Annotated in this window: 19 protein-coding genes; 17 read left to right on the top strand and 2 right to left on the bottom strand. The window is 35.4% G+C overall.

What is annotated here, in order from left to right; genetic code table 11:
- Positions 1 to 318 precede the first annotated feature (318 nt).
- The 17 genes from C7Y47_RS05530 (at position 319) to C7Y47_RS05455 (ending at position 14,547) form a co-directional block, all read left to right on the top strand.
- Positions 319 to 1,092 (top strand): hypothetical protein, encoded by a 774-nt coding sequence (locus C7Y47_RS05530; RefSeq protein ID WP_255505023.1) that lies wholly within the window; start codon positions 319 to 321, stop codon positions 1,090 to 1,092.
- Positions 1,089 to 1,445, top strand: a complete 357-nt coding sequence (locus tag C7Y47_RS05525) for a GntR family transcriptional regulator (protein WP_142507833.1) — start codon at positions 1,089 to 1,091, stop codon at positions 1,443 to 1,445. The genes C7Y47_RS05530 and C7Y47_RS05525 overlap by 4 nt, the downstream gene beginning before the upstream one ends.
- A 10-nt stretch (positions 1,446 to 1,455) precedes the next feature.
- Entirely contained in the window at positions 1,456 to 2,151 is a 696-nt protein-coding gene (locus tag C7Y47_RS05520; protein ID WP_142507832.1) for an ATP-binding cassette domain-containing protein, read from the top strand.
- A gap of 5 nt (positions 2,152 to 2,156) precedes the next feature.
- Positions 2,157 to 3,080 carry an ABC transporter ATP-binding protein gene (locus tag C7Y47_RS05515; RefSeq protein WP_142507831.1) on the top strand — a complete coding sequence of 308 codons (924 nt, stop codon included), beginning with the start codon at positions 2,157 to 2,159 and terminating at the stop codon, positions 3,078 to 3,080.
- The gene (locus tag C7Y47_RS05510; RefSeq protein WP_142507830.1) at positions 3,058 to 3,996 is read left to right on the top strand and encodes an ABC transporter permease; all 939 of its coding nucleotides are present in this window, start codon (positions 3,058 to 3,060) and stop codon (positions 3,994 to 3,996) included. Before C7Y47_RS05515 ends, C7Y47_RS05510 begins: the two co-directional genes overlap by 23 nt.
- 258 nt (positions 3,997 to 4,254) lie before the next feature.
- The gene (nagE, locus tag C7Y47_RS05505) at positions 4,255 to 6,201 is read left to right on the top strand and encodes an N-acetylglucosamine-specific PTS transporter subunit IIBC (RefSeq protein WP_142507829.1); all 1,947 of its coding nucleotides are present in this window, start codon (positions 4,255 to 4,257) and stop codon (positions 6,199 to 6,201) included.
- Between the two features lie 115 nt (positions 6,202 to 6,316).
- Entirely contained in the window at positions 6,317 to 7,006 is a 690-nt protein-coding gene (locus C7Y47_RS05500; protein WP_142507828.1) for a glucosamine-6-phosphate deaminase, read from the top strand.
- A gap of 605 nt (positions 7,007 to 7,611) precedes the next feature.
- A complete protein-coding gene (locus tag C7Y47_RS25475; protein WP_255505022.1) occupies positions 7,612 to 7,950 on the top strand; it encodes a LysR family transcriptional regulator substrate-binding protein in 339 nt (112 codons plus the stop codon).
- A 171-nt stretch (positions 7,951 to 8,121) separates the two neighbouring features.
- Positions 8,122 to 8,244: a hypothetical protein gene (locus C7Y47_RS25470; RefSeq protein ID WP_255505021.1), complete on the top strand. Its 123-nt coding sequence runs from the start codon at positions 8,122 to 8,124 to the stop codon at positions 8,242 to 8,244.
- A 295-nt stretch (positions 8,245 to 8,539) separates the two neighbouring features.
- Positions 8,540 to 9,202, top strand: a complete 663-nt coding sequence (locus tag C7Y47_RS05485) for a response regulator transcription factor (RefSeq protein ID WP_142507827.1) — start codon at positions 8,540 to 8,542, stop codon at positions 9,200 to 9,202.
- Positions 9,199 to 10,242: a sensor histidine kinase gene (locus tag C7Y47_RS05480; RefSeq protein ID WP_142507826.1), complete on the top strand. Its 1,044-nt coding sequence runs from the start codon at positions 9,199 to 9,201 to the stop codon at positions 10,240 to 10,242. Before C7Y47_RS05485 ends, C7Y47_RS05480 begins: the two co-directional genes overlap by 4 nt.
- Before the next feature lie 47 nt (positions 10,243 to 10,289).
- A complete protein-coding gene (locus tag C7Y47_RS05475) occupies positions 10,290 to 11,747 on the top strand; it encodes a multicopper oxidase family protein (RefSeq protein ID WP_142507825.1) in 1,458 nt (485 codons plus the stop codon).
- 224 nt (positions 11,748 to 11,971) lie between these two features.
- Positions 11,972 to 12,709 carry an urease accessory protein UreH domain-containing protein gene (locus C7Y47_RS05470; protein WP_142507824.1) on the top strand — a complete coding sequence of 246 codons (738 nt, stop codon included), beginning with the start codon at positions 11,972 to 11,974 and terminating at the stop codon, positions 12,707 to 12,709.
- A gap of 165 nt (positions 12,710 to 12,874) precedes the next feature.
- Complete coding sequence (locus tag C7Y47_RS05465; RefSeq protein WP_100544371.1) at positions 12,875 to 13,198, top strand: YnfA family protein; 324 nt, start codon at positions 12,875 to 12,877, stop codon at positions 13,196 to 13,198.
- A gap of 155 nt (positions 13,199 to 13,353) precedes the next feature.
- The gene (locus C7Y47_RS24840; protein WP_185903407.1) at positions 13,354 to 13,518 is read left to right on the top strand and encodes a hypothetical protein; all 165 of its coding nucleotides are present in this window, start codon (positions 13,354 to 13,356) and stop codon (positions 13,516 to 13,518) included.
- Between the two features lie 34 nt (positions 13,519 to 13,552).
- Complete coding sequence (locus tag C7Y47_RS24835; RefSeq protein WP_185903406.1) at positions 13,553 to 13,846, top strand: hypothetical protein; 294 nt, start codon at positions 13,553 to 13,555, stop codon at positions 13,844 to 13,846.
- Between the two features lie 293 nt (positions 13,847 to 14,139).
- Positions 14,140 to 14,547, top strand: a complete 408-nt coding sequence (locus C7Y47_RS05455) for a GNAT family N-acetyltransferase (protein ID WP_142507823.1) — start codon at positions 14,140 to 14,142, stop codon at positions 14,545 to 14,547.
- 223 nt (positions 14,548 to 14,770) lie between these two features.
- Here C7Y47_RS05455 and C7Y47_RS25465 read toward each other — a convergent pair whose 3' ends face one another.
- On the bottom strand, positions 14,771 to 15,013 hold the full coding sequence (locus C7Y47_RS25465) for a hypothetical protein (protein ID WP_255505020.1): 243 nt from the start codon (positions 15,011 to 15,013) through the stop codon (positions 14,771 to 14,773).
- 1 nt (position 15,014) lies between these two features.
- Complete coding sequence (locus tag C7Y47_RS25460) at positions 15,015 to 15,251, bottom strand: class I SAM-dependent methyltransferase (RefSeq protein ID WP_255505034.1); 237 nt, start codon at positions 15,249 to 15,251, stop codon at positions 15,015 to 15,017.
- Between the last annotated feature and the right edge of the window lie 307 nt (positions 15,252 to 15,558).

The following is a 15,558-nucleotide window of genomic DNA, read 5'->3' as shown; positions in this document are numbered from 1 at the left end:
CACAATATTAAGGACTTAACGCTCTTTAGAAGGTGGATGTCGATAAAATTCAGAAGTTAGCTGATAAAACGCAAAAGTTAATCGATAAAACTAAAAAGTTGGGTGACAAAACGTCTGTCATGTGGATTAGTTGATTCGAGTGAAGACTTGGCGCCCTCAGGAAATCACCTCCAATATTGCAGAAGATGTGTATATTGCATTACAACCTGAAGGAAGAAGCCTTATTTTTAAGGTTCTTCCTTTTTTTTGCTTTTAATACTTGCAAACTTAAAAGTCATAGTGTACTATTTAACTAGCACACTATGACTCGAGGTGTTTATGTTGAAAAATTTTGCAGGGCTGTTGAAAAAGGAATGGATGCTTTATAGGGCATGGCTATTCAGTGGAATTTTTATTGGAATCATGCTGTCAATAATCGTTCCATATTTAATTAGGCGTTTTAGTGGTGAATTTACGATGGAAAACCAGCTGCCATTTTTCTTTTCGATATTAGTACTTATGTTAGGTGTATTTTTTTCGGTATTACAATATCTAGTTAGTATTCGTAATGACTTAAGGACCAAAGAGATCTGGCTGCATTCAACTAGTTCCATTGCACAACTTGTAGGTGTGAAAATTGTATTTTCCTTAATTGGATACGCTATCTTCAATTTTATCTTTGTAAGTATAGCTATATACAATATCAAAGAAGAGATTATAGGCAACTTCGCCCAAATCTTTTTATTGATTATGTTTGTTGTGTCAATTATTGTTATTTTCCAATTGATGATGTTTGTGATAGTGCTACTATTTTTTACATTTAATCTCCAAATGAAACACTTAATTGGTAACTTTTCTGTTGTTATCACGATGTTTACCTTTTTCTTTAGTTTGAATTTATGGTTCAAATTTACAGAAAGCGAATTATATGATAATATTTTCCATCATATTAGTATCCCATTAACGGGTCTGGAACCATTTTTCCCGAAGTCATCAACAATGAATTTAAGTTGGGGCACAATGTATATCGTAGATGAAGTAGCAACTTTTATTTTGGTAGCCATCTTATTTATCATAGCGACAAAGTGGTTTGAAAAGGTGGTTTTACGATGACAATCGACTTTTCACGCGATAAGCCCATTTATAGTCAGCTCGTAGATAGGATATGTGGGGACATTCTGAAAGGGAAGTTAGTGCTTGGGAATCGACTTCCTTCGGTTCGAGAATATGCAGTGGAAACAGGTGTTAATGTAAATACTGTGCAACGGGTGTATAAGGAGTTAGAAGCGATGAATATAACGGAAACCAAACGAGGTCAAGGTACATTTATTACAACTGATAAAGAGCGAATTGCGCTTTTACGCGAAGAAATGAAAACACAATTAGCAGATCATTTTTTAACTTCCATTGAAGCACTTGGATTTTCAAAGGAAGAGATGCTCGTTGTTTTACAAAATAAATCGTGAGGTGAAATAAATGCTACAGTTATCGAATGTTTCTTTTCGTTATATGAAAAAGCCTATTCTACAAGATGTGTCTTTTTCCTTTCCGGTTGGACAAATCATTGGGCTTGTTGGAGAAAATGGTAGTGGCAAGTCGACACTATTAAAGGTGTTGACAGGCATATTACGTCCATCAAGTGGTGAAGTATTGCTAAATGGAACACCTGTTACACGTAGAAGTGCTGATAAAATTGCTTATTTACCAGATATTGATTTATTTTTTGATTTTTACACAGGTGAGCAGCTTTTTCAGCATTATGCTTCTCAATTCGAAGATTTTTCGTATGATAAGGCATGTATTGTTGCGGAGTTTTTACAGGTTGATAAAAGTGTGAAACTACGGCAATTATCAAAGGGGAATCGTGGTCGAATGAAAATGGCCGCAACTCTTGGGCGAGAAGTACCTTATTATGTAATGGATGAGCCATTTTCTGGTCTTGATCCTATTGTTCGTGAACAGCTCATTAAAGGGTTAATTCAATTTACTGATATTGAACATCAGACAATTTTATTATCAACACATGAATTATATGAAGTAGAGCCTATTTTAGATCAAATCATTTTATTGCAAAATGGTTCGATTATTGCACATGAGGAAGTAGAGACGATTCGAGATTTGTCGAATAAGGATGCTGTGCAATGGATGAAGGCATTTTATAAGAAAGGGTGAAATTAATGACAACAAAACCTATTGTTCAATTGCAAAATATTTCAAAAACCATTCGTGGTAAGCAATTGATTCAGCAATTGAATATCGATTTATATCCAGGTCAAATTACTGGATTTTTAGGACCGAATGGAGCAGGAAAAACGACGACAATTCGTATGATGACAGGGCTTATGCATCCAACTGAGGGGAAAGTCATTATTGATGGTATTTCTTTAAAGGAGAATTATGAAGAAGCGATTAGTAAGGTCGGCGTAATTGTAGAAAATCCAGAAATGTATAAATTTATGACGGGCTATAAAAACTTACTGCACTTTGCGCGTATGCATAAAAACGTGACAAAAGAGCGTATTGAAGAGGTCGTTAAACAAGTTGGTCTTGAGAAACGCATTCATGAAAAGGTATCAACGTATTCGTTAGGGATGCGTCAGCGTTTAGGACTTGCACAGGCACTACTTCATCGACCAAAATTTTTAATTTTAGATGAACCAACTAATGGTCTGGATCCAGCAGGTATCCGAGAGTTTCGTATGTATTTACGTAAAATTGCGGCGGAGGATGGAGTATCTGTTTTTGTCTCCAGTCATTTATTATCCGAAATTGAGTTAATGTGTGATCGAGTAGCTGTTATACAAAATGGCAAACTCATTGATATTCGTGATATCAACGTTGAAACTTCTTCGTTTTATTATATTGAAGCTACACCAAATGATCAGGCTGCAGCACTTCTACAAAAGCTTGATTACAACTTTGTGACAGAAAATAACGGTTATGTGGTGGAAATAAAGAAAGAGGATATACCGAAACTCATTTCGCAATTTGTTAATGAAGCAATTCAATTATTTGCTGTACAACCGCATCAAAAAACGTTAGAGGATCAATTCTTAGAAATGACAGGAGGTGGCCAAATTGCTGAAGCTAATTCAAAATGAATGGATGAAATTATGGCATAAAAAAGGAACTTGGGTAATGGTCGCGCTAGTTATCCTCTTTATTATTGGTCCAGGTATTCTGCTGAAATACTTTGATACAAAAATAACAGAAGATATAACGTGGCAAGAAAGTGAACAACAGGCCATTAATAATAATAAAGAGTTTATGAACGATGACAATATATCGGCAGAGGATAAAAAATACTTTGAGGAGCAAATTGCTATTTCGGAGTATCGATTAGCCAATAATGTGCCGTCACAAGTAGATGGAAGCATAGAGAGTTTTATGTCATTTACAGGTAGCATGCTGACTTTAGTGACATTGTTTACAGTTATTACTGCAGCAAGTATTGTATCTAGTGAATTCTCTACTGGTACGATTAAAATGCTATTAACGCGTCCGGTTTCGCGCGCAAAAATATTAACGTCAAAATTACTTACAACTTTCATATTTGGACTCTTATTGTTTGTTGTCAATGTAGTAGTAAGTGCTCTTGTTGGACTGATACTATTTGGCGGTTCAACTGGTGTTGAGCTAGAAATGGTCAACGGTCAAGTTGTTGAAAAAGCAGTATGGAATGATTTAGCTTATCACTATTTACTTTCTGGCGGAAGCTTTGTCATGTCAATATTGTTTGCTTTCTTAGTGGGCTCAGTTTTCCGTTCAAGCTCTTTAGCGATTGGCTTAACGATGTTCTTAACTTTTACAGGTGGAATGATTGTGATGTTCCTAAGCAGATTTAAAATCGTTAAATATATTTGGCTAACACATTCAGACTTAACACAGTATGAAAAAGGCAATTTTATAGTAGATGGTATGACAATGCCATTCTCACTCACAATTCTTGCGATTTACGCTGTAATTTTCCTTGCGATCAGCTATATGACATTTATGAAACGTGATGTAACAGCATAAAAATGCGTTAGCTGTTTCATGAACTGCACCTCAATTGTTAGAAATATAACTAACAATTGTAGGTGCTTTTTTTGTCTGGATGAGACAATTTTAGAATATAACTTTATCCAAAATAAAACAGATACATAAAGATAAGCGGTTGAATATAAGTGGTGAAAATAGAAAATTCTGAAAATTGGTTATTTTTCGCTAGATAAAGAATATAATAGATAGTACAATAATTGGTATAGACAACTATACCTAAAGGGAGGCGGAAAATTGTTAGCTTTCTTACAAAAAATCGGTAGGTCGTTAATGTTTCCAATCGCTACTTTACCAGCAGCTGCATTACTATTACGTTTAGGCTCTGATGATATGCTTGGTGCAGTACCGAATAACGTTGTGCATTATATTGCAAGCATTATGGCTGCTTCAGGTGATGCTATTTTAGGTAATTTACCCATTATTTTTGCAATCGGTATTGCTATAGGCTTTGCGCACGATAATAGTGGTGGTGCTGCGTTAGCAGGTGCCATTGCCCATCTTATATTAGTCGCAGTCTTAGGGGCCGTTAATAAAGACTTAAATATGGGCGTATTTGGCGGTATTATTGCTGGTGTTACAGCAGGTTTACTGTATAACAAATTTTATAATGTTAAATTTCCAGAATGGTTATCCTTCTTTGGAGGACGGCGATTTGTACCCATTATAACGTCTATTACAATGGCGGTTTTAGCTAGTATTTTAGCTTTAGTGTGGGGACCAATTCAAGGTGGAATCGATGCAGTAGGGAACTGGTTTATTGGTGCAGGATCACTTGGGGTTGGAATGTATGGTTTTTTCAATCGTTTATTAATTCCAGTCGGTCTACATCATGTTATTAATACAATCATCTGGTTTGACTTTGGCGAATTTACAAATGCTGCAGGTGAACTGGTCAAAGGGGATATCCATCGCTTTTTAGCCGGAGACCCAACAGCAGGACATTTCCAAGCAGGTTTCTTCCCAATCATGATGTTTGGGTTACCAGCAGCGTGTCTTGCGATGTATTTTGCAGCGAAAAAGGAAAAACGTGCTGTAGTCGGTGGTATGTTTGTATCCATCGCGTTAACAGCATTCTTAACAGGCGTGACAGAGCCGATTGAATTTACCTTTATGTTCTTATCACCTATACTTTATGGTATCCATGCTGTATTAACAGGTATTTCGCTTGCGGTTTCTTATATTATTGGGTTCCGTGATGGTTTCGGTTTTTCAGCAGGTTTAATTGACTATCTATTAAACTTTGGTTTAGCAGATAGACCATGGCTATTAATTCCATTGGGATTAGGTTTTGGAGCTATCTACTTCGTCATTTTTTATTTCTTAATCAAGAAATTAGACTTAAAAACGCCTGGTCGTGAAGATGAAGAGGAGGACGGAACGGAAGTTGATTCAGCAATAGCTAACAATTTAGATGTTCGAGCTTACAAAACAATCGAAGCGTTAGGAGGACCAACTAATATTAAGCAAGTTGATTACTGCACAACCCGTCTTCGTATGACTGTTGGCGATGTGGATCGGGTGGATGAAAAAATGTTAAAACAAACGGGTGCGCGTGGTGTTATGCGAATTAATAAGACAAACGTACAAGTGATTATCGGTACATCAGTAGAATTTTTAGCAGAAGCTATGAAAGATCGCCTGAAAAAAGGTAACCCAACTCCTGCAAATATTTCTTTACAGCAAGATCCGTCTGTTATTGAAGAGACTGTAGCACAAGCAACAATTTCTTCAGATGATTTTGAAATGCCCATGACAGGTGATTTAATACCGTTAGCTGAAGTGCCTGACGAAGCCTTTTCATCAGGTATAATGGGACCGGGTTTTGGCATTCATCCGACAGATGGTACGGTTTATGCACCGTTTGATGGAAGAGTAGTCATGATTTTCCCAACGAAGCATGCTATCGGCTTAAAATCCGATACAGGTGTAGAAATACTAATTCATGTTGGTTTAGATACTGTCAAGCTAAACGGTGAGGGGTTTGAAATGATAGTTTCAGAGGGGCAATTAATTCAACGGGGTGATCCGTTATTAAAAGTAGACTTTAAGAACATTAAAGACAAAGTACCTTCTATCGTCACACCGATTGTATTCACAAGTTTAATTGGACGAGAAGTTACACTTGAAAAATCCGGTTTCCAACGAGCTGGTTCTAATAATATTATTTCTATTAAAAAGTAATAAACAAGAGATTCATGAACATCAATACTTCTGAGGGAAGATTACAACTTTTGAAATGTGATTTACAAGAATTGAGCTTTAACAATTAAAAATTTGAGTAAAGGGGCATCTTGAATTGAAATTAGAACGTTATTCTTCCAGAGAAGATTTATACGCTCGTGCAGTAGACATTATAACGAATGCAAAAAATAACGGTGCTACAACGTTTGGTTTAGCTACAGGTGGTACAATGGAACCGCTATATTCTAAAATCTGTGAGTCTGAGGTTGATTTTTCCAATTGTGTTAGCTTTAATCTAGATGAATATGTTGGACTAAGTGCTAAACATGATCAAAGCTATGCATTTTATATGGATAAACATTTATTTCGCCATAAACCATTTAAAGAATCCTATTTACCAAATGGTTTAGCTGATAATCCTACAGAGGAAGCTGCACGCTATGAATCACTATTACAACAGCATTCGTTAGATTTCCAATTGCTTGGTATCGGACAAAATGGCCATATCGGTTTCAATGAACCAGGAACACCATTTGATTCATTGACACATCTGATAACGCTTGAACAATCAACTCGCCATGCAAATGCACGCTTCTTTGATTCAATCGATGAAGTTCCAACGCAAGCCATAACGATGGGGATTCAATCCATTATGCGCGCAAAATGCATTTTGTTAATCGCTGTTGGAGATGCAAAACGTGATGTTTTAAAACATGTACTTGCTTCTGACTATACTGAAGATGTGCCAGCAAGTGTTTTAACAAAGCATCCAAATGTTGTGATATTAACAGATCTACAAGAGTAGGGAAACGCCCTTGTACGTCCAGCTAGTCATGTACTATTAGACAAGATAATAAGCAGTTGAAGATACAAGAGATTGTAGAGCTTCAACTGCTTTTTTAACTATTACAGCAGGTGTACAACATCCGCTGTAATAAGTTAAAGCCTCCAGCGGATGTCACGGAAAGCGGAAAGGGGCTAACTGACCTGCATCGGTGCCGCTGACGCTATGCTTTCGCGCAAAAAACATGTGCAGGCCTAAGCACAAAGCCAATTCTGGACGCAATTATGCCAAGGCGTTAGTGTTGTGTAGAAAATGTTTCAAGACGTAAATAGAATTCGATATAATGAATGAAAAACTAGAGAGGCGTGTCTATGGAAACAGAATGGTTTCGAACTTTTATTGTTGCAGAGAAAAAAGAGAATTTTCGTGAGACGGCAGAACAACGTTTTATCACACAATCAACAGTATAGAAGCATATTCAACATCTAGAAAAGGAACTACAAACAACTCTATTTGAACGACAAGGGAAGCAAGTGAAATTAAATCATATCGGTGCTCACTTCCTTCCGCATGCTAAGAAAATGATGGCAACGATTGATGAAGGATTATAAAATACTAGATCCTTTTTGAATGGATATACGTCCCACTTAACGATTGGTGCTTCTCCACAAATCGCCAATTCTACATTGCCCGTAATCATTCATACAATTCAGCAACAAAACCCCGCCATTGAATTTACGATTGAACTGTTAAAGTCCAATGAAATCGGAGAAGCGGTATATGCAGGCAAAATAGATATCGGTTTATCAAAATTAACATCGACACGTGACATCCACACAGTCCTTCTCGCCCAGGAACCACTTTATTTGATTGCTCCGATAGCAAAAAAGGCGACAGATGTGCAGACTCTTTTACAACAAGAAACTATATTAACTTCTTTCAGTGGATGTCCAAACATCCGCTGAAAGAAGTTAAAGCCTCCGGCGGATGTCACGGAATTGGAAAGGAGTTCTTTGTGCAAAAGCACAAAGCCGATTCCGGACGCAATTATGCCGAGGCATAATTGATCACATGAATATGCATCTTACTGGCAGGACATACAACAAGTACTACAACAATTCCCAAGCTATAAAAGCATGAATATTAATCAAACAGAGGTAATTAAAAATTTTGTCAAACAAGGATTAGGGATTGCCTTTTTCCCAAAGAGTGTAATTGAGGCTGAACTTCACCAGCAATTGCTTCATAGCTATCGTTAAAGGAATGTTCCCATATTGTATCGAATACCTATTGTTTAACGAAATATATAACAAAGGATGTTGAGGCGTTCATAGCAGTTTGTCATCTGATTTACAAAGATGTAGTTAATGATTAATATAGAGCAAGAATTAAAGTGTTGGAAGAAGAATTTCTACAACTGAAAGTTCAAATCCAAAATAGTGGATTAAAATTCATTAAAAGGTTATTAGATTGAGAGTATGAATGAAACGCTTTTACGGTTTTTATTATTTATAATATTCTTGAATTCTTATATAAAGTTGGTGTAATTGGAAAATGAAAGTGTTAATCGTAGATGATGAAGAAAAGATTACAGAGGTATTGGTATCTTATTTTGAAAAAAACGGAGATTATACATATGTTGCACATACAGGAGAATCTGCAATCCAAGTGATCGATCAAGTACCTCTTGATATGATTATTTTAGATTTAATGTTACCTGATATAGCCGGAGAAGACATTTGCCATTATGTAAAATCAAATTACGATATTCCTGTGATTATGCTTACAGCAAAAATCTCTATTGATGATAAAGTAATTGGATTTGAAATGGGTGCAGATGACTATGTCGTTAAACCATTTCATCCTAAAGAAATATTAATAAGAGCAGAGAGGTTGTTACCCAGTTCATATAAAAACCAAATTATTATTTTAGGACAGTTGGAACTCCATAAAGAGGAGAGAAAAGCATTAGTAAATCATCAAAGTATCCAGCTCACGCCACATGAATTTAGCATTTTACTATTACTAGCTGAAAACCCTAAAAAGGTTTTTAGCAGGGATGATATTATTCAAAAAATATATAGCTTTGATTCGAACATAAATTCACGTATTGTGGATCAACATATTAAAAATATCCGTAAAAAAGTTAAGGAAGAGTACATCCAAACTGTCTTTGGTTTGGGATACAAAATAAATGAAAAGGTTATAAATCAATGAAATTTCATATAAAAATTGCCTTAATTATAGCTATCTTTTCTACAAGCATACTTTTATTCATCACAGGGATATTACTTTATAAAGGTCATGAACATTTGATGATGCTCCATATTACAGATTCTAAGGAATTAATTCACCATTTTGATATGGCGTTAAGGGAAACGGCAATGTGGTCATTAGGCCTTTTGCTTATTTTTATACTAATTTCTAGTTTGTTAATTGCAAAAACCTTAACGAAACCTATCCAAGAACTGAATCACTTTGCGTTAAGACTAGTGCGTGGAGACCGGCACTTAAAGATAAGCTATACGATTAATGATCAAATTGGTCAATTAGGTAAATCACTGATGAAACTAGATGAAACGTTAAACACTTATGAACTCCGTCGTAAAGAAATGACACAGGATCTTGCGCATGAAATTCGTAATCCATTAGCCTCAATAAAAAGCTATTTAAGTGCATTTGAAGATGGGATTTGGACAGCTACTCCAGCTCGTTTGAAAGCATGTGTTGAGGAAATTGATAGACTAACTCTTCTTGTTGGAGAATTAGATACCTTAAATGATATTAATAATCCCACATTTAAGGTCATGATGAAAGAGCAACCGATTGCTAATGTAATCGAAAAGTCTGTGATTACGTTGGCAAGTGAATTACTTGAAAAAGAAATACAGCTAGAATTAGATTTAGACAAAACAATTAATGCAAAGGTAGATGCTTTGAGATTGAATCAAATTCTACACAATATTATAAAAAATGCTATGTACCATGTTCAAAAAGATGGCATTATACTAATTAAATTATTTAAAGAAAGTGATGATTATATAATTCTTGTACATGATAATGGAATTGGTATGGATGAAGAAACAAGTAAAAAAATCTTTGAGCGAAATTATCGAGTGGAAAATCGATATACTGGCAATGGTATTGGTATGACAATTACCAAAAAACTTGTGGAAGCACATAACGGTACAATTTCCGTCAAAAGTGAAAAAAATAGAGGAACTACATTTTGTATACAAATGCCTCTTTCTACATAATTCCTACACAACTGTTCTATATACTTATGGTGAAAGGAATGGTTGATATGAGGAAAATAGCATTAGCAGCAAGTATTATCGCAAGTTTGAGCATACTTGGGGCTTGTAGCCAAGGAAATAGTAAAGAAATGAAGGACATGGATCATGACAAGATGAAGGGTCATGCGAGTCATAGCAATGTGGTTAGTTTAAATAATTCGACAGGAGTAAATGAAGTAAAAGTCCCTGCTGAACTTAAAAGAAATAAAAAAGATGAAGTTGTATACACAGTTAGGGCACAAAAAGGAAAAACAGAAATATTCGATGGTGTTCAAACAAATACGTATGGGTATAACGGATCGTTTCTCGGCCCGATGATTCGTCTTGTAAAAGGTGAAACCGTAAAGATTAGAACTATAAATGAACTTGATGAGGATACAACTTTTCATTGGCATGGACTAGAGGTGCCGGGGGACAAAGATGGTGGTCCGCAAAGCATTCTTAAACCAGGCGAAGAAAAAACCCTCGAATTTAAAGTGAATCAGGAAGCGGCGACGCTATGGTTCCATCCTCATCCACATGGAAAAACGGCTGAACAGGTATATAACGGGCTTGCAGGCTTGGTTTACATTGAAGATGATCATTCAAAAAGTCTACGATTGCCAAATGATTATGGGAAGAACGATTTCCCCTTGATTTTCCAAGATAGAACATTTGATGATAAGAAACAATTGAATTATAGCGGTACAATGAACACAGACGGAACGATTGGAGATACATTGTTAATTAATGGAACGCACAATCCTAAATTGACTGTAAACAAAGAGAAAGTGCGTCTTCGTTTATTAAATGGGTCAAATGCGAGAAATTATACGTTTAAATTGAGTACTGGGGATTCCTTTCTTCAAATCGCTACGGATGGTGGTTTCTTGAATGAACCCGTTTCTTTAAAAGAGATTACACTAACGCCATCCGAAAGGGCAGAAATCGTAGTTGACTTTTCAAAAATGCAGGACGTTAATGACCTAGCTTTAATAAATGAGGATGGATCTGTCCTTTTACCATTTGTAGTTACTGTTCAAAGTGGAGAAACGAGTATGGTCCCTAAAAAATTGAATGATCTTTCATTGGAAGATAAAGAAATGGATCTACCTGTTACAAAAAAAGTGGAACTCTTTGGGATGATGAACATGGTCACGATAAATGGAAAGAAATTTGATCCGGAAAGAATTGATTTTACCCAAAAACAAGGTGTTACTGAGGTATGGGAAATTTATAATAAGCTGGATATGATGGGTGGCATGATTCATCCGTTCCATATTCATGGAGCACAATTTAAAGTACTCTCTCGCAATGGAGAAAAGTCACCTGAAAATGAACAAGGATGGAAGGACAGTATCTCCGTAAAACCAGATGAGACAGTAAAAATAGCTGTACAATTTAAGCATAAGGGCGTCTACATGTTCCATTGTCATATTCTGGAGCATGAGGATAATGGAATGATGGGTCAAATTAAGGTGGATTAATGTTTAATTGTAGTTAAAAAATTTTTTGATTAAAATCCTGTGTTAATTTTTATACGGGATTTTTCTTTTATGTTATTGTGAATGATTATAGTGATAAGCTATTTTAACGAGCGGATATTGAGGTGTTTTAAGTAGTTTGTCATCTGATTTACAAAGAAGTAGTAAATAACTATAGGTACTAAATCTGTAATCTTACATTAATAATAAATAGAAGGTGTTTATAGATGTATACTTTAATGTCGAAAATAAGCCAAGCCATTAGTGGGCCGATTACAGTTTTTTTAAATTCTTACGAACATTCCCCATTCATAATTGCGATTCTTCTTGGATTTATAGGCGCTGTAGCACCTTGTCAATTAACAGGGAATATGAGTGCAATCACTTTTTACGGAAATCGAACATTTCAAACGAAAAACGATTGGCAAGAAATTGTGTTTTTCATTCTAGGGAAAGTCATTGTATTTAGTTTAATAGGTTTATTTGCCTGGCTTTTCGGTCAGTCCTTTGAAACGGATATGACGAAGTATTTTCCTATTTTTCGCAAAGCAATTGGTCCGATCATGTTCTTAACAGGACTCGTGCTAATTGGAATTTTAAAATTAAAATTTCTAAATCGAATTCCAATGTACATTCCGGGTGTTTTAAAAGATAGGAAATTGGGCTCCTTTCTAATGGGGGCTAGTTTTTCTATAGCCTTTTGCCCTACTATGTTTGTGCTATTCTTCGTATGGTTAATGCCAACAGTTGCAACCTCTTCGTATGGTGTAGTTTTGCCAGCTATTTTTGGTATAGCGACCTCTGTGCCACTTCTAGTGATGCTAGGTCTTATTCATTTATTTGATGCAAAAAGATTTATAATGCGTACAAGCATGAAAATGGGAAGAGTGATTCAAATCGTAGCGGGTGTTATGCTGATTATTATAGGCGTAGCAGATACGATTACATACTGGGGATTGATTTAAAGAGAAAGGTGCGCTTTTTCTTCCTAAAACGCTTATAGAGCCTTTAAACATTGAAATAGAAATCCATCTCCATATTTTATCTAAAGGAGGGAATATATGATTGAATAATTGTTGGGTGAAATACCTTTACTAAAAAACTAAACATATACAGAAAGAGTGAAAAAAATGATTAGTGCAACATTATTATTTATCCTCGCAGGAATTGGCGAAATAGGGGGTGGCTATTTAATTTGGCTTTGGTTAAGAGAAGGTAAACCATTTTATTGGGGAGTTATAGGCGGGATTGTGTTGGCTTTATATGGAGTTGTCGCTACTTTTCAGTCCTTCCCAACCTTTGGAAGAGTCTACGCTGCCTATGGAGGTGTTTTTATTGTCCTTTCCATTTTGTGGGGCTGGGGAATCGACGGGAAAAAACCAGATATCTTGGATTTCGTTGGGGCAGGCATTTGTTTGATTGGTGTTTTGGTGATTTTAATCCCTCGTTCATGATAGATAGAATGTTTTTATGAACCTTCACAATTTGAGTAAAATCATGATTGTGAAGGGTTTTTTTACTTTAAATTAAGGCGGTTTTCGAAAAGATTGTTGCTATTCAACTAACAGAGTTATTTATAAAATGGTTTCTTAAATATATGTGGGAGAAAATGAGGGATAATTATTTTATCTTTGCAGTAATTTTATTTCTTTTATTAGTTGGTTGTTCACAACAAGAAACATTAACAAAGGCAGAAGATAACGCCTCGGATCTAGATATACCTACTAAGGAAAGTGCTTCAAAAGATGGTTATCCAACAAACGAAAATAAGTAAATCTATTGTCCTATTATGGGAGAACTAATGGCTGATGAATCTGACGAAGCTGTTAAATGTAATGAAGCCAAAGCAAGAGAAATTTCCAACAAATGATATTCTGTCAGAAGAGGTAATGATAGCAAAAGCACCATTTAAAAAAATAAATAAAAAGCGTCGTATTCAAGTCGTAATTTCCATTTTGATTACTTTTATTATTACAATTATAGGCTCTTTTGTTGTTCAAGAAGTCGAAGCTGTCAATCAAATCTTTTTTCCGCTGAGTACTGCAACTGTATATTTAACGGATGATAAGGAAGAATGGAATACATTAATTAATGTAGTTTGAAAACTAGAAGTTTGCTAAAAGTACATGTAAATCCATTAAATCCTCAAAATGATATGGGAGAACGTATATTACTAAATGAAAATATATATTCTTTTTGTTTACTTAAAATTACTGGATATAACCAAGATTTATTCCTTGAACTTAATCAAAAAGTACAAAAAGAAGGATTTTAAGAACTTGAAATCGAATATCTTATAGTAATCCCAGAAATGTTTGGAGGTTTGCAATTTTGCTACTTTATTTTTAATATCATCTACCTAAAAGTTAAAAAATAATTTAGGAGTTGATATAAGTTGATATACCAAAATTCTCTTGAGGGAATTTCTTCTGAAATGTTGAATGGCTTTTTTGTAGATTGGCCGAATCCGCCGAATCCACAAACTCACTTAAAGCTGTTAACAAACAGTAGTAAGATAGTCATTGCTTTAGATGATCATACGAATCAAGTAGTAGGATTTATAACTGCGATTAGCGATGGCGTATTATCTGCCTACATTCCGTTCCTTGAAGTTTTGCCGGAGTATAAAAATAAAGGTATTGGCAAGGAATTAGTCAAACAAATGTTAAAGGAACTTGAAGATATCTATATGATTGATTTATGTTGTGATGATGACTTAGTTCCTTATTATGAGAAGTTAGAAATGTTAAAATCAAACGGAATGCTCGTTAGAAATTACGAAATGCAGTCTGGAATTAAATAAAAATAAAGAAAAACGCTTGGATATTTTCAAGCGTTTTTACGTGCTACGTTATTCATCAAAGCTTTCTTTCGATTTCATGTGTGAAAGGGCTGTTATTTTTTTATGGCAACAAAGCGTAATCTGCAATAATCAGCAAACCATTGATGATTCTGATAAAAGTTTGACTGTAATAATTTTTCGGATTTTGCATAAATCTGTTCTTTATCAGTTTCTGATAAATGCTTTAGCATAGTATTACTGAACATTTTAGCCAATTACGTAACCCGTCTTCGCCTAGAAGCGGTGTTGGGCGCTCATATAGCGTAATCATTTCAACTGTAAATCCAGCGCCTTCTAATTTCGACTGATATTCTTCTAAAGTTGGAAAATACCACGGGAAGTAATCCTCAATATAAGAAAGTTTTAATTCCTCCATACTTTTTTGCAGTGCCCAAACAATAGAAGCAATATTACCGTGACCTCCCATTTCAGCAACGAAACGACCCCCCTTGTTTCAGTGCATTGTAAATATTTTGAATGACTTCATCCGGCTGTTTCATCCAATGTAATGCAGCATTTGAAAAGACTGCGTCGAATTGATTTGTCATGTTAAGTACGGTAGCATCCATTGTATGAAACGTAATGTCTGGGTATTTTTGCTGTGCAGCGATAATCATGTCATGAGAGGCATCTATCCCTTGAATTTTGGCACCAAGAGCTGCAATTTCATGGGCTAAATCACCTGTGCCACAACCTAGGTCTAAAATTCTTCATTTTTTTGTGGTGCAAGCAGATCTACTAAGCTCTCTCCAAATTTTGAAACAAAGCCATGCTTTTGATCATATAAATTGGCATTCCATATGGTTGTCATTTCCCCTCATCTCCTTTCTTTGAGCTTACCAAAAAGTTTAATTGAACAGAAATGCGAAAAAGGATCAGCTTTGATTCCATATCGGAATATAGAAGGGATAAACGCTGTAAATAATGCAATACCACTTTCTGACTAATACCCGTTGGCTTAATTGGTTCATT

It is taken from the genome of Lysinibacillus sphaericus, from assembly GCF_006864135.1.
Lineage (GTDB): Bacteria > Bacillota > Bacilli > Bacillales_A > Planococcaceae > Lysinibacillus.
Note: the sequence above shows the minus strand (reverse complement) of the source record. Positions and strands in the feature narration are given on the sequence as shown.

What these genes read in the sequence shown, in the direction of transcription:
- C7Y47_RS05530 (WP_255505023.1), top strand. Translation starts at nt 319, where the DNA reads ATGTTGAAAAATTTTGCAGGGCTGTTGAAAAAGGAATGGATGCTTTAT.
- C7Y47_RS05525 (WP_142507833.1), top strand. Translation starts at nt 1,089, where the DNA reads ATGACAATCGACTTTTCACGCGATAAGCCCATTTATAGTCAGCTCGTA.
- C7Y47_RS05520 (WP_142507832.1), top strand. Translation starts at nt 1,456, where the DNA reads ATGCTACAGTTATCGAATGTTTCTTTTCGTTATATGAAAAAGCCTATT.
- C7Y47_RS05515 (WP_142507831.1), top strand. Translation starts at nt 2,157, where the DNA reads ATGACAACAAAACCTATTGTTCAATTGCAAAATATTTCAAAAACCATT.
- C7Y47_RS25470 (WP_255505021.1), top strand. Translation starts at nt 8,122, where the DNA reads ATGAATATTAATCAAACAGAGGTAATTAAAAATTTTGTCAAACAAGGA.
- C7Y47_RS05485 (WP_142507827.1), top strand. Translation starts at nt 8,540, where the DNA reads ATGAAAGTGTTAATCGTAGATGATGAAGAAAAGATTACAGAGGTATTG.
- C7Y47_RS05480 (WP_142507826.1), top strand. Translation starts at nt 9,199, where the DNA reads ATGAAATTTCATATAAAAATTGCCTTAATTATAGCTATCTTTTCTACA.
- C7Y47_RS05475 (WP_142507825.1), top strand. Translation starts at nt 10,290, where the DNA reads ATGAGGAAAATAGCATTAGCAGCAAGTATTATCGCAAGTTTGAGCATA.
- C7Y47_RS05470 (WP_142507824.1), top strand. Translation starts at nt 11,972, where the DNA reads ATGTATACTTTAATGTCGAAAATAAGCCAAGCCATTAGTGGGCCGATT.
- C7Y47_RS05465 (WP_100544371.1), top strand. Translation starts at nt 12,875, where the DNA reads ATGATTAGTGCAACATTATTATTTATCCTCGCAGGAATTGGCGAAATA.
- C7Y47_RS24840 (WP_185903407.1), top strand. Translation starts at nt 13,354, where the DNA reads ATGAGGGATAATTATTTTATCTTTGCAGTAATTTTATTTCTTTTATTA.
- C7Y47_RS24835 (WP_185903406.1), top strand. Translation starts at nt 13,553, where the DNA reads ATGAATCTGACGAAGCTGTTAAATGTAATGAAGCCAAAGCAAGAGAAA.
- C7Y47_RS25465 (WP_255505020.1), bottom strand. Translation starts at nt 15,013, where the DNA reads ATGGGAGGTCACGGTAATATTGCTTCTATTGTTTGGGCACTGCAAAAA.